Here is a 23,662-nt window from a genome sequence, read left to right as displayed (position 1 = left end):
TCGCTTTGACTTGGTCAATAGAATAACCTCCCAATCGCTATATTTTTATCTTACAATAAAAAAACTGAACTGCGAAGCAAGAGCCGTACGCTCTCCTACTTACACAGTTCAGTTTACACTCCCGAAACAAGTGGACCGTTATTCTATTCTATCTCACATAATCGGAAGTTCACCCAATTAGGCTAAGTGAAAGGTAGTTCAACGTGTTGTTTCCCACTCACTAAATGGGTATATAATAAATTCAGAACGACCTATAATATCCTCTCTATCGATTAGCCCAAGTCCGTTGCGACTATCTTTACTTATCGCTCGGTTATCTCCCATCACAAAATAGCTTTCTTCAGGAATCTCAAAAGGACCAAAATTTCCTGTTCGATTCAATGCTTCTTCTGTTAAGAAATCCTGATTGAACACCTTTTTGTTAACATATAAAGTATGATCTTTCACTTCAATTGTATCCCCAGGCAATCCAATAACACGTTTCACATAATTTTTAAAGGGCCGTTCAATAATAACGATATCTCCTCTTGCAGGCTCGTTTATAATATAAATAAATTTATTGAAAATAACTCTTTCCCCATCTTCAAGTGTCGGTTCCATACTTTCACCTTCCACAATTGATGTGGCGAAGATAAACGAGCGGAGGAAGAGAGCTAATAAAATAGCAACAAAAATAGCTTTTATCCACTCGATTAATTCATTCTTTTTCTTTTCTTTTGCCAAAGAAGACATCCTCTCTTCAAAAACCATCATCATTTAAAATATATTATGTAGTTGACGATAGTAAATATAATGCCATAAGCAAAACTAAATATAAAATAATTTGCTTTTGCTTTTATAGTATCATAATCAAGCATTGCTTACGACTAATGGGTGCTATTAAATAATAAATTTACAAATAGGTTGTTAAGAAGATTCATGTATACTATTTTCTTGAAAAGTAGAAAAAAATGTTATTTACAGAAATATTATGCTAATGTTAATAATAACTAGAAAAAGGAGGATGATGACAAATTAACATGTATACGAATGACAGACTCAAACTCCTTCAACGAATTGAATCACTTCGTCAACGAATGACAACGGTTGCCCTAGAAAAAGGATTGACCAGCTTGGAATCTATCTCCATTAGTCAAGAGCTAGACCGCTTACTAAATAATTACGAGCATATGAAGCAAAACGATTTTCAAGCTACCAGAAATAGAGAAGTAAACTCAAAAACTCCACAATAACGTTAACGGGATAAAGTAGTAAAACCAACTGCTTTATCCCGAATTTCTTATTGAACGTAATTTTATAGGAAGAGAAATTAAGAGTCTCCGAAAAACAATATAAAGGGAATGGATACCTTATTGGAGAGGAACAACATTGCTAGCTCCTAAGACAACAAATTATCGTTCTCTTTGTGCTCGTTGTATGTCATTGCTCCTATCTAATGCTAGATAATTTATATTAAATGAGAAAAATAGGATAATTCGATTCCTTTTTGTTTAAAATGGGAAGAATACCATTTTCTGAAATGAGGAGGAATTCTCTATGAAGGGGCTCGATTTCTCAAGGTTTTATTCCTTTGGTCTAACGGATGAACATATGCTTGCACTAGTTATCTTAGCTGGAGTGATTTGTTGCTATTATATATTTCGTCCTATCAGTTCTTTATTGATTTTACTAAAATCAAAAATGCTGCTTTGCTACATTAATGGGAGCTTGTTATTTCTAGTTCTCTTTTTTGTGATTGGTAATTGGATAGAGGTATCGACAGAGATGCTGCTTTCATCGTTAAAAATTGCATTACAAACTTTAGCTTTATTTGGAGTCCTATTATGGTTTATTCATCTTTTCCTGCAATGGACGCGGAGGACTGGTTCCTAGATAGAATGGAAAGCTAAGAAGTAGCCAAAGTTTACATAGAAGCTTTGGCTACAAAAAGTGTAGTTACATTAACTTTTCCGTTCGAACGATTTCTTAGTCGGAGGCCATTCCATTTTTCCTAAAGATGAGGGAGTGAAGTAGGATGAGTAATGTCTCTGCTTTGGACTGGATTGCTTTTTGGGTTTCCAGTCAATATATTGATAGATTATTTTCTTTGCATAAGACAAAGACATTTTTGTCTGAGGGTTACGATAGCTTTGATCAATTTTTCCTAAATGCTCGAGTTCTTTAAAATCTTCTTTTGATGGAGGAATATGAAAAAAGTAATGATCTACCTTAACAAGCAGGGTTGAATGCTGATTACTAAATTTAGGATGCTCGGAAAAATGAAGTCCGACCTTTTTAGCTTTATCTTCTTGAAGTAGCTGTTTAATTGCTTCTTTTTTAATAAAATATAAGTGCTGAGGCTCTGGTGCAGTTTTAGCATGTCTATTAATCGTATAAAGTGCTTTAGCTAACTCGCCGATCGAAATATTCTGTTTCATAAAAAGTATGCCTCCTTTCTTTATTCGATATCGATAGCTTGTCCATTTCTAAGTTGTATGTGTCTAGGTGGATTTCTATTCCAATCGTACAGTAAAGCTAGTTTAGATGCAATTGGGAAAATCAAAACTATTGTTTGCATGATAAAGGAAATTTAGTCAAACATAGCAAGAGCGAATACATGTAACACATGAATTCGCTCTTGCATGAAAAAAGATAGGTTGATTGAGGGGATACGTTAATAGCTGCTAGTAATATCTTGGATAAAAATACGGGTTATTTCCGTAACCACCATATCCGCCATATCCGCCATAACCGCCGTAACCACCATAACCGCCAAAGCCTCCGCCATATCCATATGGTGAAGGTGGATAGAAAGGACGACCTGGACGACCATAAGGGAATCCATAGCCACCGCCACCGAATAGGAATGGACTAAAGGCAAGCCCAGTTAGAAAAGGAAGGAACCGTTCATCTTCTTCCCGATTTTCCGATTGGCGGTTATACGGGAAGTATACTGGATGTTGGTAATTCATACGAACACTCCCTTATACAGATTTACAATTTCAGTATATGCATCTGTCCATAAAGTGCGCCTGCCTATATAGAAGTGTATTAAATCTTATATTTAATTAGTTACATTCCATTTAATGTGATAACTTGAATTTCCGGCTTGCAAAGAAAGCGGTATGGCACACGTGTCGTACCAATACCTTTACTTACAAGCAGTGTTAGGTCCTTGCTCAATTCATATCTACCTTGCACATATTCTTCAGCAAATGCTGGGGTGTATACATGCCCGATAAATGGGAGACGAACCTGGCCTCCGTGGCTATGACCTGAGAGCTGTAGGTCAACCGGAAACGCTTTGGTCGTATTTGCATAATCGGGTTCATGGGAAAGGAGAATTGCGAATAGATCAGGGTTACTGTTTTTTAATGCTAAATTTAAATCAGGTTTACCTAGCATCACATCATCGATCCCCGCAACGATAATTCGATCTGTTTGGTTTTCTATAGTGGTGTGACTGTTTTTTAATAGCTTAAAATCAGCCTGCTCCATGACATTTTTTACGATTTCTGTCCCATAACCTCCATGATCATGATTACCGTAAACCCAATACTTTCCCTGAGGAGCTGTTAATGTTGCTAATAGATTAACAAGCTCGTTATTCCATTTGTATTTATTCGGTTCATCTACTAGATCGCCTGTAAAAACGATTAAATCTGGTTTTATTTCATTTATTTTAGCTACTAGTTTTTTAAGTTGATCAAGTGTATATTGAAATCCAATATGTGTGTCTGAAAATTGGACAATGGTAAATCCGTTAAAGCTAGTCGGAACTTTTGGCGATGAAATAGTTTCTCTTTGAATATGGAGTAATGTAGGTTCAATTTCTCTAGCATAATAGTATGAACCACCACCAAGACCGACGAACGTTAAAAAGCTTCCAAGCATTTTTTTGAGAAACGACCGCCTGTTCATTCTGTCAAACCTTTCTCTAATCAGTATATTTATCTATTCGAATTATAGCACGAAAATAGAAACTATAACTGGTAAAAATGTAACAATTTCAGCTGGTATATTTTGACTTCATTAATAAAATAGAATAGTATGAATAATGAGTAAAAAATGAAGGGGGATTCAGTTATGAATGGAAAGACAGTGATTGTTACTGGTGCTTCAAGTGGAATGGGAAAATATATGGCAAAAAAATTTGCTGATGAAGGGGCTAATGTCGTTCTAACAGGGAGAAAAGAAGAAAAACTAGAGGAAGCAAAAAAAGAACTACTTACTACTGCAAAGGGAAATCTTTTAACTGTATCCATGGATGTTCGAAACACAGAAGATATTGCTAGATTAATTAAAGAAACAACCGCTGCCTTTGGATCAATCGATTATTTAGTGAATAATGCAGCTGGGAATTTTATATGTCCTGCAGAAGATCTGTCTAAAAATGGCTGGGATGCGGTTATCGATATTGTTTTGAATGGCACTTTTTATTCTAGTCAAGCTGTTGCAAAGTATTGGATAGATAATAAGATAAAAGGAGCAATCATCAATATGGTTGCAACGTATGCGTGGAATGCAGGAGCGGGTGTTGTGCATTCTTCTGCCGCAAAAGCAGGTGTATTGAATATGACACGGACGTTGGCGGTAGAGTGGGGGTCAAGATATGGTATTCGAGTGAATGCAATTGCACCTGGACCAATTGAACGAACAGGTGGAGCAGATAAATTGTTTCAATCAGAAAAAGCTGCCTTGCGCACCATTCAATCTGTCCCATTAAAACGCCTAGGAAAGCCAGAGGAAATAGCAGAGCTTGCCTTCTTTATGCTGTCGGAAAAGGCTAGTTATATGAATGGAGAAGTAGTTACTTTAGATGGAGGACAATGGCTAAATCAATACCCGTTTTAAGACGAGTTGCGGCTAACCGAAGAATCGTAATTTGGTTAGCTGCAACTAAATGAGCGTTAGGTGTTAGTTACACGAATCACAATTGCCATCTAAAAAGATTTTTTCCCCTTCGAGTTGGATAGTGCAATGTGAAATATTATATTGTTTCGTAATTAAGTTGGTCGCCTTAAGGAGTAACTGATCTCGATTAATTCCTTCATTAACAACAAGGTGACAGCTCATCGCTGGAAATTCATTTGTAATCGACCATACATGTAGATCGTGAATCTTTTTTACACCTTCTAAATCGGATAAGGTTTTCTTCATTTTTTCAACATCGATTCTTTCCGGTTTTCCTTCCATTAACACATGAAGCGAATCCTTTGATATTCTTATTCCGGAGATTAATATTAATGCAGCTACAACTACACTAGCAATTGGATCAGCTAGGTTCCATCCGAACAAATAAATAAGTATCCCTGCTATAATTGCTCCAACAGAACCTAATAAGTCGCCTAAAACGTGAAGTAATGCACTTCGAATATTTAAATTATCGTGTGAATCTCCACGCATTAAAAGCCATGCAACAACAACATTAACGAGTAGTCCAATAAACGCAATGATCATCATACTAGCATTAACTTCAGGAGGCTCCAGAAATCGACCGAAAGCTTCATAAAAAATATAGAGGGAAATAATGATTAATGTAGCTCCATTAAGAAAAGCTGCCACGATTTCAAAGCGTTTATAGCCGAATGTTTTATCTACTGTGGCATTTTTTTCGCCAATTTTAAAAGCAAATAAGCTTAACCCCAGTGCAGCGGCATCACTCAGCATATGCCCAGCATCTGAAAGCAGTGCTAAGCTGTTCGTTAGTAAGCCTCCTATTACTTCAATAATCATAAAGGTTGAAATTGCAATAAAGCTCCAAAATAAAACGCGTTTGTTTGCCGTGTGATGATGTGCATGTCCTGCACCATGGTCATGATGATGGCCCATAATTACCCTCCTAATGTATGTTTTGTATGTTCAATAGTTTGCTCCAGTAAGTTCATAACATGATAATCGTCTGGTGAATAATAGTACATCGTTTTTTCACGTCGTTTTTTCACGAGATGAAGCTGTCGTAAGTATTTTAATTGATGTGAGATCGTCGATTGCTGCATGTTCAATTCGCTTGCAATTTCATTTACGGAACACTCCTTATAAAATAAGAGATGTAATATCTTTATTCTCGTTGGATCAGAAAGTGCTTTAAATATATAGGCTACATCTTCAATTAACTTATCATCTAAAGGTTGATAGGACATAACGTTCACCTCTTTATAATATGAGCATATGTTCATATTATAAAATAGTTGCGTGTTAAATTCAAGTCAATACCATTTTTCTTGGAAAGTAACTGTGGTAAACTAGATATGGAAACTCCTTTAGTGGGATAAAGTAACAATAGTTTGAATGAAGGAGCGTATGCAATGAGTTTGATAGAAGATAAAAAGCTTGCTGATGTGTATGTTGCTGATTTAATGATTCCATCAGAAAAGGTGGCTCATGTTCAAGTAAATAATCCATTAGAGCACGCATTATTAGTGCTCGTAAAATCAGGATATTCTGCAGTGCCTGTATTAGATGCTTCCTATAAATTAGCAGGTACGATTGGGAAAACGATCATTTTAAACCAAATACTTGGTCTTGAACGATTTGAATTTGAAACGTTAGCAGACAGACGTGTCGAAGAAATCATGCATACAGATATACCAATTCTGTCTCGAGAGGCTTCGTTCATGGAAGGACTTCATGCAGTGATTGATTATCCTTTTGTATGTGTTGCTGATCAAGAAGGGTACTTTGATGGGATTTTAACACGTAGAGCAATCTTAAAGCAGCTAAGAAGGAATATAAGTATGGAACCAAACGAAGAAAAATAACTATCTTTTTAACGTATTTCCAAAAGTATTATCCTTTCTTAAAAAACGTGAAGCGTGTAAGTTCAGTTTTTAGGTGTAGTTCACTTGATTCGCTCTCTAATGTATACCTTTATTAACTCTGGTGATAATAAGCATGAATATACGGATAATAAAGAGGAGTGAAAGAAGTGGCACGTATTGGAGTAGAACCTACATTGACTCAAGTGAAGGAAGCTTTAATGGAGATGGGACACGAGGTAGTTGATGTGCATACAGAGCAAGATGTCGCACAATGCGATTGTTGTGTTATTTCCGGGCAAGATAAGGATATGATGGGTGTATCAGATACATTCTTAGAAGGACCAGTCATTAATGCACAAGGTCAAAGTGCAGCAGATGTTGCACAAGAAGTAAATGACCGCTTTTCGTAATGGTTGTTTGGAAGGCTCTCAACAATTGTTGGGGGCCTATTGTATGGAAGGATAGCAGTTTAGTATTTGAATGGACAATACTAACATACAAATGTTAGGGTATATAAGGATAAAATGAATATTTAATGACTTTATTACAATAATTATCACTTAAAATTGACTTAAAAAAAGAGGTTTCTTATAATAGTAATCGAAGCCAATAATCAAAACAATTCTGGAGGGATTACATATGGCAGAAAGAATGGTAGGAAAACAAGCACCACGCTTTGAAATGGAGGCAGTACTTCCAAATAAAGAGTTTGGAAAGGTTAGCCTAGAGAATCTTATGAAAGAAGATAAATGGACAGTTCTTTTCTTCTATCCAATGGACTTCACATTTGTATGTCCAACAGAAATCACTGCAATGTCTGATCGCTATGATGAATTCGAAGACTTAGATGCAGAAGTAATTGGTGTATCTACAGATACTATTCATACACATAAAGCATGGATCAATACGTCACGTGATGAAAATGGGTTAGGGGATTTAAAGTATCCACTTGCTGCAGATACGAATCATATTGTTTCCAAGGATTATGGTGTGTTGATTGAAGAAGAAGGAGTTGCATTACGTGGATTGTTCATCATCAATCCGGAAGGCGAATTGCAATATCAAACCGTATTCCACAATAATATTGGTCGTGATGTAGATGAAACATTACGTGTACTTCAAGCGCTACAAACTGGTGGGCTTTGTCCAGCAAACTGGAAGCCTGGTCAAGAAACACTTTAATAAATAAGCAATACGTACAGACGAGATTATAAAATAAGAATAAAATGCAAAGAAAGGGCTGGCCCCATGATTGCTGGAGGTAACTAGCTCCAGGCGGGCCAGTTTCTTTAATTGAATAAAAAAATAATCGACGTAGTATAGAAGGAGGCAACTAGAATGAAATTACGCGATCAAATGCCCGAATTAGAGGGAGCAACAACGTGGTTAAATAGCGATCCAATACAAAAATCGGACCTATTAGGTGAACGACCAACTTTAATTCATTTCTGGTCTGTTAGCTGTGGCTTATGTAAAGAAGCGATGCCTAATGTGAATGAATTTAGAGATGAATATAAAAATGAATTAAATGTGATCGCAGTTCATATGCCACGCTCTGAAAAAGATCTTGATCTTGAACAAGTAGAGGAAGTGGCTAAGGAACATGATATTACACAGCCGATATTTGTGGACAATGCCCATAAATTAACGGATGCTTTTGATAATCAATATGTTCCAGCGTACTATGTTTTCGATAAGGACGGCCAATTACGTCATTTTCAAGCTGGTGGCGGTGGTATGAAAATGCTACGTAAGCGGGTCAACCGGGTATTAGGAAAAACAGATAAATAATAGATACATTTTAAATGATTAGACCGAGAATGGTTATGGTGCAATTGCATGCATAACTGTTTTCGGTTTTTTAATGAAATTTATATTAAATCACACGTGACAACATATGTTCGTATTGTTATAATGGAATAACAATTAATGGAAGGGAGCAAATTAAATATTTTTTGAAATTTCGAAAAAGCTATGGCGTTTTATTTCGGAAACCGTTATATTAGATATTACGAAATAAAATACGCTTGAGGGGGGAACCTTTTGGATACGTTTAGAAAATTAAAACAATACTATTGGCCATACAAACGGTATTTCTTTGTATCGTTGTTCTTTTTATTTTTTGTAACAGGTATTACCGTTGTATATCCAATCATTCTACAGCTAACGATTGATGAAGTTGTATTAAAGGATAAATATGCTTTAATTCCTTATATAGCAGCCGCATTTATTGGACTAATGGTCATAAAAGGGATTGCTACTTTTTTTCATCAATATTTAGGAGATATGTTTGGCATAAAGTCTGTTTATAAGGTAAGGAATGCACTTTATGAAAAACTACAAGTACTTTCTTTTAAATACTATGATAATGCAAAAACTGGCGATATCATGTCAAGATTGACTTCAGATGTCGAAGGATTTCGTTTTTTCCTCTCTTTTGGTTTCTCAGAGCTTATCCGTATCCTGTTATTAATTGGATTAAGTCTTAGCGTTATGTTTTATTATTCTATTCCACTTGCATTGGTAACAATGGCCGCAATGCCATTTCTAGCGGTTGTTGTTTTTAAATTTGATAAACGAGTTCACCCTGCGTTTCGGGGTATTCGAAAGTCATTTGGAAGATTGAATACGAGGGTTCAAGAAAATATTAGTGGAATGAACACAGTAAAGTCTTTATCACGCGAGGATTTTGAGATTGGGAGATTTTCTACGAATAATCATGACTATCGTCAAAACTATATTAAAACTGCAAATATATGGTCTAAATACTTCCCGCTAATGGAGTTTATTGGCAACTTCTGTGCTGTTGCTTTGCTTGCTTTTGGAGGATATTTAGTAATCAATCAAGAGCTGGAGCTTGGCGAATTGGTTGCGTTCTTTAGTCTTGTTTGGTATATCATGGGGCCGTTAATGAACCTTGGTTTTGTCGTTAATATGTTCTCACAAGCAAAAGCATCTGGTGAACGATTAAATGAAATTTTAGATGCAGTCGAGGATATTGTAGAACGAGAGGATGCACTAGATACGCCGATAAAAGGGCATGTAACGTTTAAAGATGTAACATTAACATATGTACAGGATGATGACACAGCATTAACAAATATTAATTTCGATGCGCCGCCAGGAAAAGTAATCGGACTCATTGGAGCAACTGGCTCTGGAAAAACGAGTATCACACAATTACTGACGCGATTTTATGAGCCAGAGTCTGGAGAAGTACTTGTAGATGGGCGTCCTGTTTCCCAATATAAATTAAAGACGTTACGAAAACATATTGGATTCGTGCTTCAGGAATCATTTTTGTTTTCTACCTCTATTCGTGAAAATATAGCTTACGGGAGTCCAGATGTAACAGAGGAAGAAATTATCGATGCTGCCAAGCGAGCGCAAGCACATGATTTTATTATGGAAATGCCAAAAGGCTATGACACGCTTCTTGGAGAAAGAGGGATGGGATTATCAGGAGGTCAAAAGCAACGAATAGCAATTGCGAGAGCTATCTGTATTAATCCAAGTATATTAGTTCTTGATGATGCAACCTCTGCAGTAGATATGGAAACGGAATTTAAAATTCAGCAAGCATTAAAGGAAGTGATGAAAAATCGAACAACATTTATTATTGCGCATCGAATTTCTTCCCTTAAGCATGCAGATGAAATACTAGTGTTGGATGATGGGGAAGTAGTTGAGCGTGGGACGCATGACTTCCTACTACAAAATAACGGACCTTATCAACGCATTTATAATATCCAGTATCAGGATCGAGAAGCTATTATGAATGCAGCACATTCATCATGATGAAGATAAAAATTATAACAAAGATGAAGGTTCACGCGCTGAGTAGGGGTAGAAGCTCTATTCACCCCTACTGTATGCATGTGTACGTTGAAAAGGAGGGTAAATAAATGACTGCAAAAAAGGCAGAGAACGGTGAGAAGCGTCATTTGAAAAGGTTTCATTATACAATTGATCAAGCAATTGAGAAACCGTTTAATTGGAAGCAAATGTGGCGCTTACTGAATTATTTAAAACCATATTCGAAAACATATTTGCCTGGTGCAATTCTTATGATGCTATTATCAACAGCAGTTCGTTTAATTGTTCCGATATTAATTGGAAAAGTAGCTATTGACGTCGCGATTGCAGAGAAGGATCCGACATTACTCACATACCTCGTTCTTGGTATAGGTGTACTATATCTCCTAAACTATGTAGGTAATATATTTCGCATTAAATGGGTTAATATACTTGGGCAAAATGTTATTTATGATTTAAGAAAACATTTATTTACACACGTGCAATCTTTGTCCCATCGATTTTTTGATTCCCGGTCTGCAGGCTCTATTTTAGTGCGAATTATGAATGACACGAATTCATTACAAGAGCTTTTTACGAACGGTATTATTAATCTCCTTATGGACATTGTGACATTAATTGGGATTATTATAATTTTGTTCTCGCTAAGTCCAAAGCTCGCTTTGGCAATTATGGTCGTTTTGCCATTAATGTTTTATATCTCTACGAAGCTGCGAAGAAATATTCGCCGCTCTTGGCAAAATGTTCGTATTCAGCAATCGCGCATGAATTCTCACTTAAACGAAAGCATTCAAGGTATTCGAATTACTCAGTCGTTTTCTCAGGAAAAAGAAAATACGGAATTTTTCCATGGATTGAATAACGATAACTATTTAAGCTGGCAGGAAGCAACAAAGAAAAGTGCGATGTTTCGTCCATTAGTAGAATTAAGTAATGCTATTGGAACCGTGATTTTAATTGCCTATGGTGCATACCTCATTTTACTTGGAGTAGATAATGGAGGAATTGAAATTGGCACATTCGTTTCTTTCGCTTTCTTTCTCGGCATGTTTTGGGATCCAATTTCTAGGTTAGGACAAATGTATAATCAGTTATTAATGGCGATGGCTGCCTCAGAAAGAATTTTTGAGTATTTAGATGAGCAACCGATTGTCGATGAAGTAAAAAATGCACATGAATTTAAAGAGATGAATGGAGAAATTGAATTTGAAAATGTTCAGTTTTCCTATAATGAAGACCGCATTGCTTTAAAAGATATTTCATTACGCATTAAAGCCGGGCAAACGGTCGCATTGGTTGGACACACTGGTAGTGGAAAATCGACGATTGCTAATTTAATTAGTCGCTTTTATGATCCAACATGTGGGTCCGTAAAGGTTGATGGTCATGACTTGTGTAATGTTAGTTTACGAAGTCTTCGAAATCGAATAAGTGTCGTTCTTCAGGATACATTTATTTTCTCTGGAACAATTATGGAAAATATCCGCTTTGGACATCCTGCTGCAACAGATGAAGAAGTAATCGAAGCTGCAAAAGTAGTCGGTGCTGATGAATTTATCCAACGACTTGCAAAAGGATATGAAACAGAAGTAGAAGAACGAGGCAACATTTTATCAGCAGGTGAAAGACAATTGCTATCGTTTGCACGTGCATTACTAGCAGATCCAAGCATTCTAATTTTAGATGAAGCAACAGCTAGTATTGATACGGAAACAGAAGTTAGAATTCAAACAGCGCTTCGACGCTTGTTAAAAGGAAGAACAGCTATCATCATTGCGCATCGATTATCGACTATTCGCGAAGCAGATAATATTTTTGTCTTGGAAAATGGAACGATCTTAGAAAATGGAAACCACGAAGCGTTAATGGAGCAAAAAGGAGAATACTTTGACCTAGTTAAATCTCAATTTCAAATGCTTGATGCGATTTAACTATAGAGCAATCTCTATTACAGATAGAGATTGCTTTCTATTTGCGTTATAATAAGTTTATCCATCAATCTTCCTATTTATGGAGGAAGAAACTAGGCATTTTAGAGCTTGGAGGAAATGATATGAAAAGAGAATTTGCAGTAATTGGACTTGGTCGTTTTGGGGGCAGTATTTGTAGGGAATTGTGTATGGAAGGTATGGAAGTGTTAGCAATTGATAACGATGAGGATAAGGTAAATGAATATAAAAACATCGCTTCCCATGCGGTGATTGCAGATTCGACAGATGAAGCAACGTTAAAGGAAATAGGAATTAAGAATATTGACCATGTTATTGTGGCGATTGGCGATAATATTCAAGCAAGTATTTTAACGACAGTTATTCTAACGGATTTAGGGATTAAGAAAATAACGGTTAAAGCGCAAAATGATTATCATGAGAAGATATTAAACCGAATTGGGGCGAACCATGTTGTTCACCCAGAACGAGACATGGGGAAAAGAATTGCACATAGTATTATTTCAAATAACATACTTGATTACTTAGAATTATCGGAGGATCATAGTATTGTTGAGGTTAAGGTCGGCACAAAAATGCTTGGTAAATCGTTAATAGACCTTGATATTCGTGCAAACTATGGTTGTAACGTAGTGGCGATTAAGCAAGGTAAAGATATTAATGTGTCACCTTTAGCGGAAGAGATTTTAATGGAGAATGATATTCTGATTGTAATTGGGGCAGATAAAGATATTTCTCGCTTTGAAAAGCATTTAGTCATTGATGATGAATAATAAAAGGTTCTCTGATAGACGTGGTGGTGGATTTTTACTCCACCATTTCTTTTTTATTAGATGTAGGTTAAATTTTGCGGTGTCGTCTTCTATTGAAGCCTTAATTGAACAGAGGGCACCACCACATTAGTATAAAGCCTAATAGAAAAATCCACGGAGTTTTATATACTCCGTGGATTTTTTTTATACTTCCATAATGATTGGTAAAATCATANAATTGAACAGAGGGCACCACCACATTAGTATAAAGCCTAATAGAAAAATCCACGGAGTTTTATATACTCCGTGGATTTTTTTTATACTTCCATAATGATTGGTAAAATCATAGGGCGTCGTTTAGTTTTTTCATATAGAAACGGTGCAATTGTATCTGTAATTTCATTCTTAATTTGTGACCATTGTGTCGTTTTGCGCTTCATAATCTTACTTAAATGTGCTGCCACAAGCTTTTGCGCTTCGTTGATTAAGTCCTCAGATTCACGCATGTATACAAACCCACGTGAAATAATGTCAGGACCAGCTGAAATTTTGAATTCTTTCATATTAATGCTTACAACGACAATCACAAGTCCTTCTTCAGACAAGATGCGACGGTCTCGTAAGACGATGTTTCCGATATCACCGATACCATTACCATCAACGTAAATGGATCCAGAAGGAATCTTCCCAGCTATTTGTGCACTATCTTTTCCGAGTGCTAACACATCTCCATTATCCATTACAAAAGAGTGAGAAGGATCTACATTACAAAGCTCTGCAAGCTTTGTATGTTCTTTTAGCATCCGATATTCTCCATGAATAGGCATGAAGTATTTAGGCTTCATTAATCGGAGCATGAGCTTTTGCTCTTCTTGACTACCATGGCCAGAAGTATGAATGTCACTTACCTTATGATGAATAACATCCGCGCCAGCTCGATAAAGACTGTTAATCGTTCGGCTTACACTAATTGTATTTCCAGGGATTGGTGAGGAAGAAAATACAACGGTGTCACCAGGAATAATTTGAATTTGACGATGCGTTCCGTTGGCAATTCTTGAAAGAGCTGCCATTGGCTCACCTTGGGAACCAGTACAAAGAATCGTTACTTCATGTGCTGGAAGGCGATTAATTTGATTCGCTTCGATAAACGTATCCTTAGGTGCTTGAATATATCCTAACTCTTGTCCAAGTGTAATGGATGACTCCATGCTTCGTCCAAATACTGCAATTTTACGATTGTTTTTAACAGCAGCCTCTACAACTTGCTGTAAACGATAGATGTTAGAAGCAAATGTCGCAAAAATAATTCTTCCATCTACACGTGCGAATATATCATTAATATTTGCACCAACTACTTTTTCTGATAGAGTGAAGCCGGGAACTTCACTATTTGTACTATCGGAAAGTAGGCATAGAACGCCTTCTTTTCCAATCTCCGCCATCCTAGTTAGGTTGGCTGGCTCTCCAACTGGTGTAAAATCAAATTTAAAATCTCCAGTATGAACGATATTTCCTGGAGGAGTTTTAACTACAATTCCATAAGAATCAGGGATACTATGTGTCGTACGGAAAAAACTAACGGATGTTTTACGGAACTTGATAACATCATCTTCTTGAATCGTATTTAACTTTGTTGATCTTAATAGACCATGCTCCTCTAATTTGTTGCGAATTAAACCAATTGCAAGCTTTCCTGCATAAATAGGAATCTTTAACTCGCGTAATAAATAAGGAATACCTCCGATATGATCTTCATGACCATGCGTAATAATGAGACCTTTAATTTTTTCTTTGTTTTGAATTAAATAGGAATAATCTGGAATTACATAATCGATTCCAAGTAGTTCATCCTCTGGAAATTTTATTCCAGCATCGATCAGGATGATTTCATCTTGGAATTGCACACCATACGTATTTTTTCCGATTTCACCTAATCCACCTAATGCAAAAACAGCGGTTTGATCATTTTTAACAAATTTCATCGGTTATACTTTCTCCACAGAAAAATGTTCTGATTTTTTCTCATAATCCAGGTGTGCGCCCTCAAGTGGCTGGATAAATTCAATATTGTAATTGCGATCGATTATTTTTTTTCTTGCTTCTCGGTTTGATTCGGCCTCAATATATAAGCTTTTTGTATGTTCTCGAACAGGAACTTGATGCATGGATTCCTGGTATAATACTTTAAAAATCATTTCATCTCTCCTAACATGTATTGTTTTTATTGAATTAAAAAGGTTCTCCAAATGACATGGAGAAAAAAGGTCATACTATGAATTTTGCAATTATAAATAGCACTACTACCTAGAGCGGTAGTACCCCTCTTGTTTGCAGTTGGTAATATTAACCGATCCATAATACGAATCCCCTCATGCTTCCGTAAAACATTCAGGTATTGTAGTTGTGATTGGGTTTTTGTGGTAGTCCCTGTTTCCACTATCAGATTTATTTTAAGCTCTAATATCAGCTCATATCGTAACAACAAAGGTTCATACTCATCCGTACCGAACACGGTTCAAATTAATTTTCCTTATAAGTAGTTGGTACACGACCTCGGCCTAAAAAATCCTTCCAGCGTTTTTTAAGCTTTTCTTTTAAACGCTTTAGCATGAATGATGCATCTCCTTTCGAATATTTAAGAAAAGCATAAAAACGTTCTACCGATCCAATCCCTCTTAATATATAGTATAGTATGATTTACTGGTTTTTTAAATAAAAATACTTTATTTATCCAAAAAATTATTTATATAACAATTTTATTGATACAATAAAGCTAAATAATTTTACTATAAAATCATAAAAAATACTCTGTTAAGAAGGTCAGATTAATTAGCTATTTGTATTTTTCGCAGGGTATAGATTCTTATGCATCGAATCTAAAAAGGAGTATGAACATGACAAAGAACATCGTATTTTTTGATATCGACGGCACCTTACTAAATGACGCAAAACAAATTCCATCATCTGCAAAAAAGGCGATTCAAGCATTGCAAAAAACGGGTGTGATGGTTGCAATTGCTACAGGAAGAGCTCCTTTTATGTTTAAAGAGCTTCGGGAGGAATTAGGAATAGACTCTTTTGTAAGCTTTAATGGTCAATATGTTGTGCTAGAAGGGAAAACAATATATGAAAATCCTCTTGAAAAAGAAGAACTTATTCATTTGTATGAAGCGGCTTCTAGAGAAGAATTTCCGATGATTTTTATGCATAGTGACGAAATGCGGGCGTCTGTTGAGAATCATCCGTATATAGAAAAGAGTATGGTTTCTACTTTGAAATTTGATTATCCACCGATTGATACGACGTACTATGATAAACAAAAGATCTATCAAGCGCTCTTGTTTTGCAAGGATCAGGAAGAAAGGAAGTTTCGTGAGCTGCATCATGCGTTTGATTTTATTCGGTGGCATGATGTTTCCTGCGATGTTTTGCCCGGAGGAGCATCAAAAGCAATCGGAATCAAAAAATTAATTGAAGCGTATGGAGTAGATATCGCACATACTTATGCGTTTGGCGATGGGTTGAATGATATTGAAATGATAAGAGAAGTAGGAACAGGTGTTGCAATGGGGAATGCGGTAGCGGAGCTCAAAGAAATTGCTGATTATGTCACTGATCCTGTTAATCAAGGTGGCATTGCAAATGGATTAAAGCATCTTCAGCTAATCTAAAATAAAAGGCTGTTCCACGAATACGTGTGGAGCAGCCTTTGAATTACAACTTATTATTCGATTACTTTTGCGTTTTCTGGAATTGCAAATGGATTTTTTTCATTAATATGATCATAAAACATAATCCCATTTAGATGGTCGATTTCATGTTGGAAAACAATGGCAGCATAATCCTTTAAGCGAAGTTTGATCGGGTTTCCTTCTAAATCAATTGCTTTTATAGTAATACGCGCATATCTCGGAACATACCCTTCTACACTTCGGTCAACGGATAAACAGCCTTCACCAGCAGCTAAATAAGCTTTCTCTACTGAATGGCTAATAATTTTGGGATTAAATAAACCATAGCTATAAAATTTCCCATTAAAATCTTCAAAATGTACAGCAATCATTCGTTTAGAGATACCTAGCTGTGGTGCTGCTAGTCCAACTCCAGGTCGAAGGTTATGTGCTTCACAAACCTTCTCGTCTTGACTGTTTTTTAAAAATTGTAGCATATCCGCTAAAAGTTGCTTTTCTTCGTTTGTAGCAGGTAAAGATACTTCGTTTGCTATTTCTCTTAAAGCGGGATGACCTTCCCGCACAATATCCTTCATCGTTATCATCCTGTGTCACTCCAAACATTATTTCAGCTTTCTAAATTCTAATTAAATAGTTTAACATAATTTATGCAAGAAAAGCATAATTTGTCTATAGGACAAGTATAACTTATTTTTATTCAAAAATTAACATACTTCTATGGTATACTGATTTACATGGAAATTTGATAAAATCATCATGAACGGACGATGAATAAAGGGGAGTGCTTTCATGCCTGCTAAGAAGAAAATAGGAGCAATTATTATGCTTGGGCTTGCTGTCTTACTATCTGCCTGTGGCGAATCTACACAAGAGAAAATATATACTCATTTAGAAGAAGCGGTGGCATTAGAAGCGGATTTTGAAGCGCAGCAGGATGAAATAACTGCATTAGAAACACAGGAAAAGGAAATATATGATAAAGTAATTGCACTTGGTACGGATGAATTTGATCAAATTAAAAAGCTTTCCAAGGAAGCGACGGAGATTATTGAAGCGCGTCATGAAAAGATACAGCTAGAAAAGAAAAGCATCGATGCATCTAAAAAAGAGTTTCAGGAAATAAAAGATTTATTGGATGATTTAAAGGAAAAGACAATTAAGCAGAAGGCTCGCAATATGTACGAAACGATGATGGAACGATATCAAGCATATGAACAGCTTCATGATGCATATGTTGATTCCATTAAATTGGAAAAAGAGTTGTATGCACTTTTTCAAGATGAAGATTTAGAACAAGCAACCTTAACAAAGCACATCGATAAATTAAATGCCAGTTATGAAACGGTAATCAAAGCTAATGAACAATTTAACAAATCTACAGCAAATTATAATGCACAAAAAAAAGAATTCTATGAAGCATCAGATTTAGATGTAACCTATGAATAAGTGTGAAACTTATTAAAGGGCATCCTTCAAAAAAGAAGGGTGTCCTTTTGATTTTTTCGTTTATTCTTATGGATAAATCAGTAATTTTCAAATAATGTCTTAAAATAATACAGATTACATTATGAATGTAACAGTTTGTATCTGATTTATAATATTGGAGTAACATTTTGAAAGCGTTTCACGATTAAATAATAGTATGAAACAAAGTAGTTGACCTATGATGGGGTATTAGGCTAAACTTTAAATGTATTCAAAGTTGTATCAATTTTTTTTGTGGTATTTATGTAACAGAATTGAGCGCATCTAGATTAACAGGAAAAGAAAGTGGGTACATAAATAAGACAAAATGGTACACAATTTTTCTTTGTTTGGGAACGCTAGAAATAGATTATTAAATTGGAGATAAGAAAGGAAGAGGTGAACGATTTGAAACACGTATTAGAAAGTGTTGAAAGTAAGTTCGAGATGTTTCAGATTCTTAATGAAGATGGAAAGGTAGTCAATAAGGATGCAATGCCGGAGTTGTCTGATGATGAATTAAAAGAGCTTATGCGCAGAATGGTTTATACGCGTATTCTTGATCAACGCTCTATCGCATTAAATCGTCAAGGACGTCTTGGGTTTTATGCACCGACGGCCGGACAGGAAGCATCGCAATTAGGGAGCCATTTCGCGTTAGAAAAGGAAGATTTTATTTTACCTGGGTATCGTGATGTACCTCAATTGATTTGGCATGGCCTTCCACTTTATCAAGCTTTCCTCTTTTCAAGAGGTCATTATCATGGAAATCAAATGCCTGAGGGTGTTCATGCGTTAAGTCCACAAATTATTATCGGGGCACAATATATTCAGGCTGCTGGTGTTGGACTTGGCATGAAGATGCGAGGTAAAAAAGCTGTAGCGATCACATATACAGGGGATGGTGGTACATCCCAAGGAGATTTCTACGAAGGAATTAACTTCGCAGGAGCATATGATGCGAATTGTATCTTTATGGTTCAGAACAATGGATTTGCTATTTCGGTACCGCGAGAAAAGCAAACAAAAGCGAAAACATTAGCGCAAAAAGCAGTTGCAGCTGGAATAGAAGGAATCCAGGTGGATGGTATGGATGTGCTTGCTGTATATGCTGCTACAAAGCATGCACGTGAGCGCGCAATTGAAGGAAAGGGACCTATGCTCATTGAAACAATGACTTATCGTTATGGACCACATACAATGGCTGGAGACGATCCGACGCGTTACCGTACTTCTGATTTAGATTCTGAATGGGAAAAGAAAGATCCGCTCGTTCGTTTCCGTAAGTTTCTAGAAGATAAGAAGCTCTGGTCTGAGGAAGATGAGAACAAAGTTATTGAAGAAGCAAAAGATGATATTAAAAAAGCGATTAAAGAAGCAGATAAATATCCGAAGCAAAAAGTAACTGATTTAATCGGACACATGTTCGAAGAGCTCCCAACGAATTTAAAAGAGCAAATGGAAGAATATAAAGAAAAGGAGTCGAAATAAATTATGGCACAGATGACAATGATTCAAGCCATCACTGATGCATTACGTACAGAACTTAAAAATGATGAAAATGTATTAGTGTTTGGGGAAGATGTCGGTAAAAATGGTGGTGTATTTCGTGCTACAGAGGGATTACAAGCTGAATTTGGTGAAGAGCGTGTATTTGATACACCGCTAGCTGAATCTGCGATTGGTGGTCTCGCGATTGGACTAGGGCTTGAAGGATATCGTCCAGTGCCGGAAATTCAATTCTTCGGCTTCGTTTATGAAACAATGGATTCCATTAATGGACAAATGGCTCGTATGCGCTATCGCTCAGGAGGAAAACACCATTCTCCGATAACGATTCGTTCTCCTTTCGGTGGTGGGGTGCATACACCAGAGTTACATGCGGATTCGCTTGAAGGACTCATTGCTCAGCAGCCAGGAGTGAAAGTAGTAATCCCTTCCACGCCTTATGATGCGAAGGGGCTATTAATCGCTTCTATCCGAGATAATGATCCGGTTGTTTACCTTGAGCATATGAAGTTATATCGTTCATTCCGTGGAGAAGTTCCTGAGGAAGAATATACGATAGAATTAGGAAAAGCGGATGTAAAGCGAGAAGGAAAGGATGTTACGATAGTAACGTACGGAGCAATGGTTCATGCTTCACTGAAAGCCGCCGAGGAGTTAGAAAAACAAAATATTGATGTTGAAGTAATTGACTTACGAACTGTTTCTCCAATTGATATTGATACGATTTTAGCTTCTGTAAAGAAAACTAATCGTGTTGTTATCGTTCAAGAAGCTCAGCGCCAAGCTGGGATTGCGGCTCATGTTGCAACAGAAATTCAAGAAAGAGCAATTCTTCATTTAGAAGCCCCAATATTACGAGTTGCGGCTCCTGATACTGTATATGCGTTTTCCGAAGCGGAAGAAGTATGGCTACCAAATCATCAAGATATTATTGAAAAGGTTCAAGCAGTCATAAACTTTTAACATTAACGGATAGGAGGTAAGGATATTATGGCATATGAATTTAAACTCCCTGACATTGGTGAAGGTATTCATGAAGGTGAAATAGTAAAATGGTTCGTCAAAGAAGGCGATGAGATCAAAGAAGACGATGTGTTATGTGAAGTGCAGAATGATAAAGCTGTCGTTGAAATTCCATCCCCGGTTGACGGTACAGTAAAGAAGATCCATGTAGATGAAGGAACAGTAGCGGTAGTTGGTGATACGTTAATCACTTTTGACGCGGAAGGGTATGAATCAGAGGATAATGATTCTGACCAAGCTAAACAGGAAGAGCCACAGCAAGAGGCGTCTGTAAAAGAAGAGAAAAAAGAGGAAGATACAAAAAGCGAACCAGCATCAGAGTCATCAGAAGAGCTAGAAAACACACGGGTAATTGCAATGCCATCCATTCGAAAATACGCACGTGAGCAAAGTGTGGATATTCGAAAAGTAGCTGGAACTGGTAAAAATGGTCGTGTATTGAAAGAAGACATCGATCGTTACTTAAATGGTGATCAGAAGGTAGCTTCAGGTGAAGAAAAAGAAGTAGAAAAGTCGACTCAAACTGAAGAAAGCAAATCTACTACAGCCGCACCAATTGTTCAAGGAGAATATCCAGAAACAAGAGAAAAAATGAGTGGAATTCGGAAAGCAATTGCTAAAGCAATGGTTAATTCAAAAACGAAGGCACCTCATGTTACATTAATGGACGAAGTTGATGTAACTGAATTGGTTAATCACCGTAAGAAATTTAAGGAAATAGCAGCAGAGCAGGATATAAAGCTTACTTACTTGCCTTATGTTGTGAAGGCGCTAGTATCTGCTCTGAAAAATTATCCGATTTTAAATGCTTCTATTGACGATGATACAGATGAGATCATTCAAAAACATTATTACAATGTTGGTATTGCTGCTGACACAGATAAAGGGTTACTCGTACCAGTTGTAAAAGATGCAGATCGTAAATCTATATTTGCTGTTTCTAAAGAAATTAATGAATTGGCAGAAAAGGCACGTAGTGGTAAACTAGCACCTGAGGAGATGAAGGGAGCTTCTAGTACAATTACAAATATCGGTTCTGCTGGGGGACAATGGTTTACACCGGTTATTAATTATCCGGAAGCAGCTATCCTCGGTATCGGAAGAATTGCAGAAAAGCCGATTGTTCGTAATGGTGAAATTGTAGCAGCACCAGTACTTGCGTTATCACTAAGCTTTGATCATCGCATTGTAGATGGAGCTACTGCTCAATTAGCCCTAAATCAAATCAAGCGTTTATTGAACGATCCACAACTAATCATGATGGAGGCGTAAGTATATGGTAGTAGGAGATTTTCCAATTGAAGTCGACACATTAGTCGTTGGAGCTGGTCCTGGGGGATATGTAGCTGCTATTCGAGCAGCACAGCTTGGACAGAAAGTAACCATTGTTGAAAAAAACGCTTTAGGTGGTGTGTGCTTAAATGTAGGTTGTATTCCTTCCAAAGCTTTGATACAAGCAGGACACTTAGCTGAGCATGCACATGGATCTGAAGAATTGGGAATTAAAACGGAAAATGTTTCTGTTGACTTTTCTAAGGTGCAGGAATGGAAAGGCAAAGTAGTTAATAAGCTTACTTCTGGAGTAGAATCTTTATTGAAAGGAAATAAAGTGGATATTGTTGCGGGAGAAGTATACTTTGTTAATGACCATACAGTAAAAGTAATGGATGATAAGAGCTCGCAAACATATACATTCAATAACTGTATTATTGCTACTGGTTCTAGTCCAATTGAAATCCCAGGCTTCCCATTTTCGGATCGAGTTCTTGACTCCACTGGAGCATTGAATTTAAATGAAATTCCGAAGAAGATGGTTGTCATTGGTGGCGGTTATGTTGGAACAGAGCTTGGCTCTGCCTATGCTAACTTTGGTACTGAAATTACGATATTAGAAGGAACAAAAGATATATTAAGTGGTTTTGAAAAACAAATGAGTCAGCTTGTTAAAAAACGCTTAAAGAAAAAAGGAACGACAATTATTACAGAAGCAATGGCAAAAGGTGTCGAGGAAACAAAGAATGGTGTTAAAGTCACCTATGAAGCTAAAGGAAAAGAAGAAATAATTGAAGCTGATTATGTTCTCGTAACTGTTGGTCGTCGTCCAAATACAGAAGAAATTGGACTAGAGCAAGCTGGCGTGGAAGTCACAGATCGAGGATTGGTGAAGATTGATAAGCAATGTCGCACAAGTGTGAAAAACATATACGCGATTGGCGATATTGTTGAAGGACCACCATTAGCTCATAAGGCTTCTTATGAAGCTAAAATTGCTGCTGAAGCGATTAGTGGTGAAAAATCAGAGATTGATTATTTAGGTATACCAGCTGTTGTGTTTGCTGATCCTGAGCTTGCATCAGTTGGATATACAGAAAAACAAGCGAAAGAGGCTGGAATTGAAGCAAAAGCTTCGAAGTTTCCATTCGCGGCAAATGGTCGTGCATTATCATTAAATAATAGTGATGGGTTCTTAAAGCTGGTTACTCGTAAAGAAGATGGTCTTGTAATTGGTGGGCAAATTGCTGGTCCGAATGCTAGTGATATGATTGCAGAAGTTGGCTTAGCAATTGAAGCAGGTATGACTGCAGAAGATATAGCACTCACGATTCATGCGCACCCATCATTAGGTGAAATTACAATGGAAGCTGCTGAGGTTGCAATTGGTAAACCTGTTCATATGATGAAATAATAAAACAAACTGTTCTTCTCATCTAGAG

At 36.7% G+C, this 23,662-nt stretch carries 25 protein-coding genes; 16 read left to right on the top strand and 9 right to left on the bottom strand.

Annotated features, from left to right (window positions below; all coding sequences use genetic code 11):
- Positions 1-198: 198 nt before the first annotated feature.
- Positions 199-732, bottom strand: a complete 534-nt coding sequence (gene lepB / locus QBK89_RS10365) for a signal peptidase I (protein ID WP_443089739.1) — start codon at positions 730-732, stop codon at positions 199-201.
- A 287-nt stretch (positions 733-1,019) separates the two neighbouring features.
- Between lepB and QBK89_RS10360 the strand changes: the two genes are divergently transcribed.
- Positions 1,020-1,232: an aspartyl-phosphate phosphatase Spo0E family protein gene (locus QBK89_RS10360; protein ID WP_284140974.1), complete on the top strand. Its 213-nt coding sequence runs from the start codon at positions 1,020-1,022 to the stop codon at positions 1,230-1,232.
- 304 nt (positions 1,233-1,536) lie between these two features.
- Positions 1,537-1,872 (top strand): hypothetical protein, encoded by a 336-nt coding sequence (locus QBK89_RS10355; protein ID WP_284140973.1) that lies wholly within the window; start codon positions 1,537-1,539, stop codon positions 1,870-1,872.
- 68 nt (positions 1,873-1,940) lie between these two features.
- On the opposite strand, the gene QBK89_RS10350 is transcribed toward QBK89_RS10355, so the two are convergent.
- The 3 genes from QBK89_RS10350 to QBK89_RS10340 all read right to left on the bottom strand — a co-directional run bounded on the left by QBK89_RS10350 (position 1,941) and on the right by QBK89_RS10340 (position 3,900).
- Positions 1,941-2,417: a YkyB family protein gene (locus QBK89_RS10350; protein ID WP_284140972.1), complete on the bottom strand. Its 477-nt coding sequence runs from the start codon at positions 2,415-2,417 to the stop codon at positions 1,941-1,943.
- A 246-nt stretch (positions 2,418-2,663) separates the two neighbouring features.
- Positions 2,664-2,951, bottom strand: coding sequence for a hypothetical protein (locus QBK89_RS10345; protein ID WP_284140971.1), 288 nt, complete (start codon positions 2,949-2,951; stop codon positions 2,664-2,666).
- 100 nt (positions 2,952-3,051) lie between these two features.
- Positions 3,052-3,900 carry a metallophosphoesterase gene (locus QBK89_RS10340; protein WP_284140970.1) on the bottom strand — a complete coding sequence of 283 codons (849 nt, stop codon included), beginning with the start codon at positions 3,898-3,900 and terminating at the stop codon, positions 3,052-3,054.
- 165 nt (positions 3,901-4,065) lie between these two features.
- Between QBK89_RS10340 and fadH the strand changes: the two genes are divergently transcribed.
- Positions 4,066-4,833: a 2,4-dienoyl-CoA reductase gene (gene fadH, locus QBK89_RS10335; RefSeq protein WP_284140969.1), complete on the top strand. Its 768-nt coding sequence runs from the start codon at positions 4,066-4,068 to the stop codon at positions 4,831-4,833.
- Between the two features lie 63 nt (positions 4,834-4,896).
- Here the strand turns inward: fadH and QBK89_RS10330 are convergent, their stop codons facing one another.
- Positions 4,897-5,811, bottom strand: a complete 915-nt coding sequence (locus QBK89_RS10330) for a cation diffusion facilitator family transporter (protein ID WP_284140968.1) — start codon at positions 5,809-5,811, stop codon at positions 4,897-4,899.
- 2 nt (positions 5,812-5,813) lie between these two features.
- Entirely contained in the window at positions 5,814-6,122 is a 309-nt protein-coding gene (locus QBK89_RS10325; RefSeq protein WP_284140967.1) for an ArsR/SmtB family transcription factor, read from the bottom strand.
- A 165-nt stretch (positions 6,123-6,287) separates the two neighbouring features.
- Between QBK89_RS10325 and cbpB the strand changes: the two genes are divergently transcribed.
- The 7 genes from cbpB (at position 6,288) to QBK89_RS10290 (ending at position 13,278) form a co-directional block, all read left to right on the top strand.
- Positions 6,288-6,740: a cyclic-di-AMP-binding protein CbpB gene (gene cbpB / locus QBK89_RS10320; RefSeq protein ID WP_284140966.1), complete on the top strand. Its 453-nt coding sequence runs from the start codon at positions 6,288-6,290 to the stop codon at positions 6,738-6,740.
- 167 nt (positions 6,741-6,907) lie between these two features.
- Entirely contained in the window at positions 6,908-7,150 is a 243-nt protein-coding gene (locus QBK89_RS10315; protein WP_284140965.1) for a YkuS family protein, read from the top strand.
- Positions 7,151-7,379: 229 nt separating this feature from the next.
- Positions 7,380-7,922 (top strand): peroxiredoxin, encoded by a 543-nt coding sequence (locus QBK89_RS10310; RefSeq protein ID WP_284140964.1) that lies wholly within the window; start codon positions 7,380-7,382, stop codon positions 7,920-7,922.
- A gap of 156 nt (positions 7,923-8,078) precedes the next feature.
- Positions 8,079-8,531 carry a TlpA family protein disulfide reductase gene (locus QBK89_RS10305; RefSeq protein ID WP_284140963.1) on the top strand — a complete coding sequence of 151 codons (453 nt, stop codon included), beginning with the start codon at positions 8,079-8,081 and terminating at the stop codon, positions 8,529-8,531.
- 252 nt (positions 8,532-8,783) lie between these two features.
- Positions 8,784-10,538, top strand: a complete 1,755-nt coding sequence (locus QBK89_RS10300; RefSeq protein ID WP_284140962.1) for an ABC transporter ATP-binding protein — start codon at positions 8,784-8,786, stop codon at positions 10,536-10,538.
- 107 nt (positions 10,539-10,645) lie between these two features.
- Entirely contained in the window at positions 10,646-12,487 is a 1,842-nt protein-coding gene (locus QBK89_RS10295; protein WP_284140961.1) for an ABC transporter ATP-binding protein, read from the top strand.
- A 122-nt stretch (positions 12,488-12,609) separates the two neighbouring features.
- A complete protein-coding gene (locus tag QBK89_RS10290; protein WP_284140960.1) occupies positions 12,610-13,278 on the top strand; it encodes a potassium channel family protein in 669 nt (222 codons plus the stop codon).
- A gap of 296 nt (positions 13,279-13,574) precedes the next feature.
- On the opposite strand, the gene rnjA is transcribed toward QBK89_RS10290, so the two are convergent.
- The gene (rnjA, locus tag QBK89_RS10285; RefSeq protein WP_284140959.1) at positions 13,575-15,242 is read right to left on the bottom strand and encodes a ribonuclease J1; all 1,668 of its coding nucleotides are present in this window, start codon (positions 15,240-15,242) and stop codon (positions 13,575-13,577) included.
- 3 nt (positions 15,243-15,245) lie between these two features.
- On the bottom strand, positions 15,246-15,455 hold the full coding sequence (locus QBK89_RS10280; protein ID WP_284140958.1) for a DNA-dependent RNA polymerase subunit epsilon: 210 nt from the start codon (positions 15,453-15,455) through the stop codon (positions 15,246-15,248).
- Between the two features lie 699 nt (positions 15,456-16,154).
- Here QBK89_RS10280 and QBK89_RS10275 point away from each other — a divergent pair.
- Positions 16,155-16,931: a Cof-type HAD-IIB family hydrolase gene (locus tag QBK89_RS10275; protein ID WP_284140957.1), complete on the top strand. Its 777-nt coding sequence runs from the start codon at positions 16,155-16,157 to the stop codon at positions 16,929-16,931.
- Between the two features lie 53 nt (positions 16,932-16,984).
- On the opposite strand, the gene def is transcribed toward QBK89_RS10275, so the two are convergent.
- The gene (gene def / locus QBK89_RS10270) at positions 16,985-17,536 is read right to left on the bottom strand and encodes a peptide deformylase (protein WP_284140956.1); all 552 of its coding nucleotides are present in this window, start codon (positions 17,534-17,536) and stop codon (positions 16,985-16,987) included.
- 205 nt (positions 17,537-17,741) lie between these two features.
- Between def and QBK89_RS10265 the strand changes: the two genes are divergently transcribed.
- The 5 genes from QBK89_RS10265 (at position 17,742) to lpdA (ending at position 23,634) form a co-directional block, all read left to right on the top strand.
- Positions 17,742-18,398: a YkyA family protein gene (locus tag QBK89_RS10265; protein WP_284140955.1), complete on the top strand. Its 657-nt coding sequence runs from the start codon at positions 17,742-17,744 to the stop codon at positions 18,396-18,398.
- A 465-nt stretch (positions 18,399-18,863) separates the two neighbouring features.
- The gene (gene pdhA / locus QBK89_RS10260) at positions 18,864-19,907 is read left to right on the top strand and encodes a pyruvate dehydrogenase (acetyl-transferring) E1 component subunit alpha (RefSeq protein WP_284140982.1); all 1,044 of its coding nucleotides are present in this window, start codon (positions 18,864-18,866) and stop codon (positions 19,905-19,907) included.
- A gap of 3 nt (positions 19,908-19,910) precedes the next feature.
- The gene (locus QBK89_RS10255; protein ID WP_284140954.1) at positions 19,911-20,888 is read left to right on the top strand and encodes an alpha-ketoacid dehydrogenase subunit beta; all 978 of its coding nucleotides are present in this window, start codon (positions 19,911-19,913) and stop codon (positions 20,886-20,888) included.
- 27 nt (positions 20,889-20,915) lie between these two features.
- A complete protein-coding gene (locus QBK89_RS10250; RefSeq protein ID WP_284140953.1) occupies positions 20,916-22,220 on the top strand; it encodes a dihydrolipoamide acetyltransferase family protein in 1,305 nt (434 codons plus the stop codon).
- 4 nt (positions 22,221-22,224) lie between these two features.
- Positions 22,225-23,634 (top strand): dihydrolipoyl dehydrogenase, encoded by a 1,410-nt coding sequence (gene lpdA / locus QBK89_RS10245; RefSeq protein WP_284140952.1) that lies wholly within the window; start codon positions 22,225-22,227, stop codon positions 23,632-23,634.
- Positions 23,635-23,662: the final 28 nt, after the last annotated feature.

The organism is Virgibacillus sp. LDC-1, from assembly GCF_030137545.1.
In the GTDB taxonomy this organism is placed as follows: Bacteria; Bacillota; Bacilli; order Bacillales; family Amphibacillaceae; genus LDC-1.
This window is presented reverse-complemented; position numbering and strand designations above follow the sequence as displayed.

Bases quoted from the DNA above. Each gene is read 5' to 3' on its own strand.
- lepB (WP_443089739.1), bottom strand. From the start codon at position 732: ATGTCTTCTTTGGCAAAAGAAAAGAAAAAGAATGAATTAATCGAGTGG.
- QBK89_RS10360 (WP_284140974.1), top strand. From the start codon at position 1,020: ATGTATACGAATGACAGACTCAAACTCCTTCAACGAATTGAATCACTT.
- QBK89_RS10355 (WP_284140973.1), top strand. From the start codon at position 1,537: ATGAAGGGGCTCGATTTCTCAAGGTTTTATTCCTTTGGTCTAACGGAT.
- QBK89_RS10350 (WP_284140972.1), bottom strand. From the start codon at position 2,417: ATGAAACAGAATATTTCGATCGGCGAGTTAGCTAAAGCACTTTATACG.
- QBK89_RS10345 (WP_284140971.1), bottom strand. From the start codon at position 2,951: ATGAATTACCAACATCCAGTATACTTCCCGTATAACCGCCAATCGGAA.
- QBK89_RS10340 (WP_284140970.1), bottom strand. From the start codon at position 3,900: ATGAACAGGCGGTCGTTTCTCAAAAAAATGCTTGGAAGCTTTTTAACG.
- fadH (WP_284140969.1), top strand. From the start codon at position 4,066: ATGAATGGAAAGACAGTGATTGTTACTGGTGCTTCAAGTGGAATGGGA.
- QBK89_RS10330 (WP_284140968.1), bottom strand. From the start codon at position 5,811: ATGGGCCATCATCATGACCATGGTGCAGGACATGCACATCATCACACG.
- QBK89_RS10325 (WP_284140967.1), bottom strand. From the start codon at position 6,122: ATGTCCTATCAACCTTTAGATGATAAGTTAATTGAAGATGTAGCCTAT.
- cbpB (WP_284140966.1), top strand. From the start codon at position 6,288: ATGAGTTTGATAGAAGATAAAAAGCTTGCTGATGTGTATGTTGCTGAT.
- QBK89_RS10310 (WP_284140964.1), top strand. From the start codon at position 7,380: ATGGCAGAAAGAATGGTAGGAAAACAAGCACCACGCTTTGAAATGGAG.
- QBK89_RS10305 (WP_284140963.1), top strand. From the start codon at position 8,079: ATGAAATTACGCGATCAAATGCCCGAATTAGAGGGAGCAACAACGTGG.
- QBK89_RS10295 (WP_284140961.1), top strand. From the start codon at position 10,646: ATGACTGCAAAAAAGGCAGAGAACGGTGAGAAGCGTCATTTGAAAAGG.
- QBK89_RS10290 (WP_284140960.1), top strand. From the start codon at position 12,610: ATGAAAAGAGAATTTGCAGTAATTGGACTTGGTCGTTTTGGGGGCAGT.
- rnjA (WP_284140959.1), bottom strand. From the start codon at position 15,242: ATGAAATTTGTTAAAAATGATCAAACCGCTGTTTTTGCATTAGGTGGA.
- QBK89_RS10280 (WP_284140958.1), bottom strand. From the start codon at position 15,455: ATGATTTTTAAAGTATTATACCAGGAATCCATGCATCAAGTTCCTGTT.
- QBK89_RS10275 (WP_284140957.1), top strand. From the start codon at position 16,155: ATGACAAAGAACATCGTATTTTTTGATATCGACGGCACCTTACTAAAT.
- def (WP_284140956.1), bottom strand. From the start codon at position 17,536: ATGATAACGATGAAGGATATTGTGCGGGAAGGTCATCCCGCTTTAAGA.
- QBK89_RS10265 (WP_284140955.1), top strand. From the start codon at position 17,742: ATGCCTGCTAAGAAGAAAATAGGAGCAATTATTATGCTTGGGCTTGCT.
- pdhA (WP_284140982.1), top strand. From the start codon at position 18,864: ATGTTTCAGATTCTTAATGAAGATGGAAAGGTAGTCAATAAGGATGCA.
- QBK89_RS10255 (WP_284140954.1), top strand. From the start codon at position 19,911: ATGGCACAGATGACAATGATTCAAGCCATCACTGATGCATTACGTACA.
- QBK89_RS10250 (WP_284140953.1), top strand. From the start codon at position 20,916: ATGGCATATGAATTTAAACTCCCTGACATTGGTGAAGGTATTCATGAA.
- lpdA (WP_284140952.1), top strand. From the start codon at position 22,225: ATGGTAGTAGGAGATTTTCCAATTGAAGTCGACACATTAGTCGTTGGA.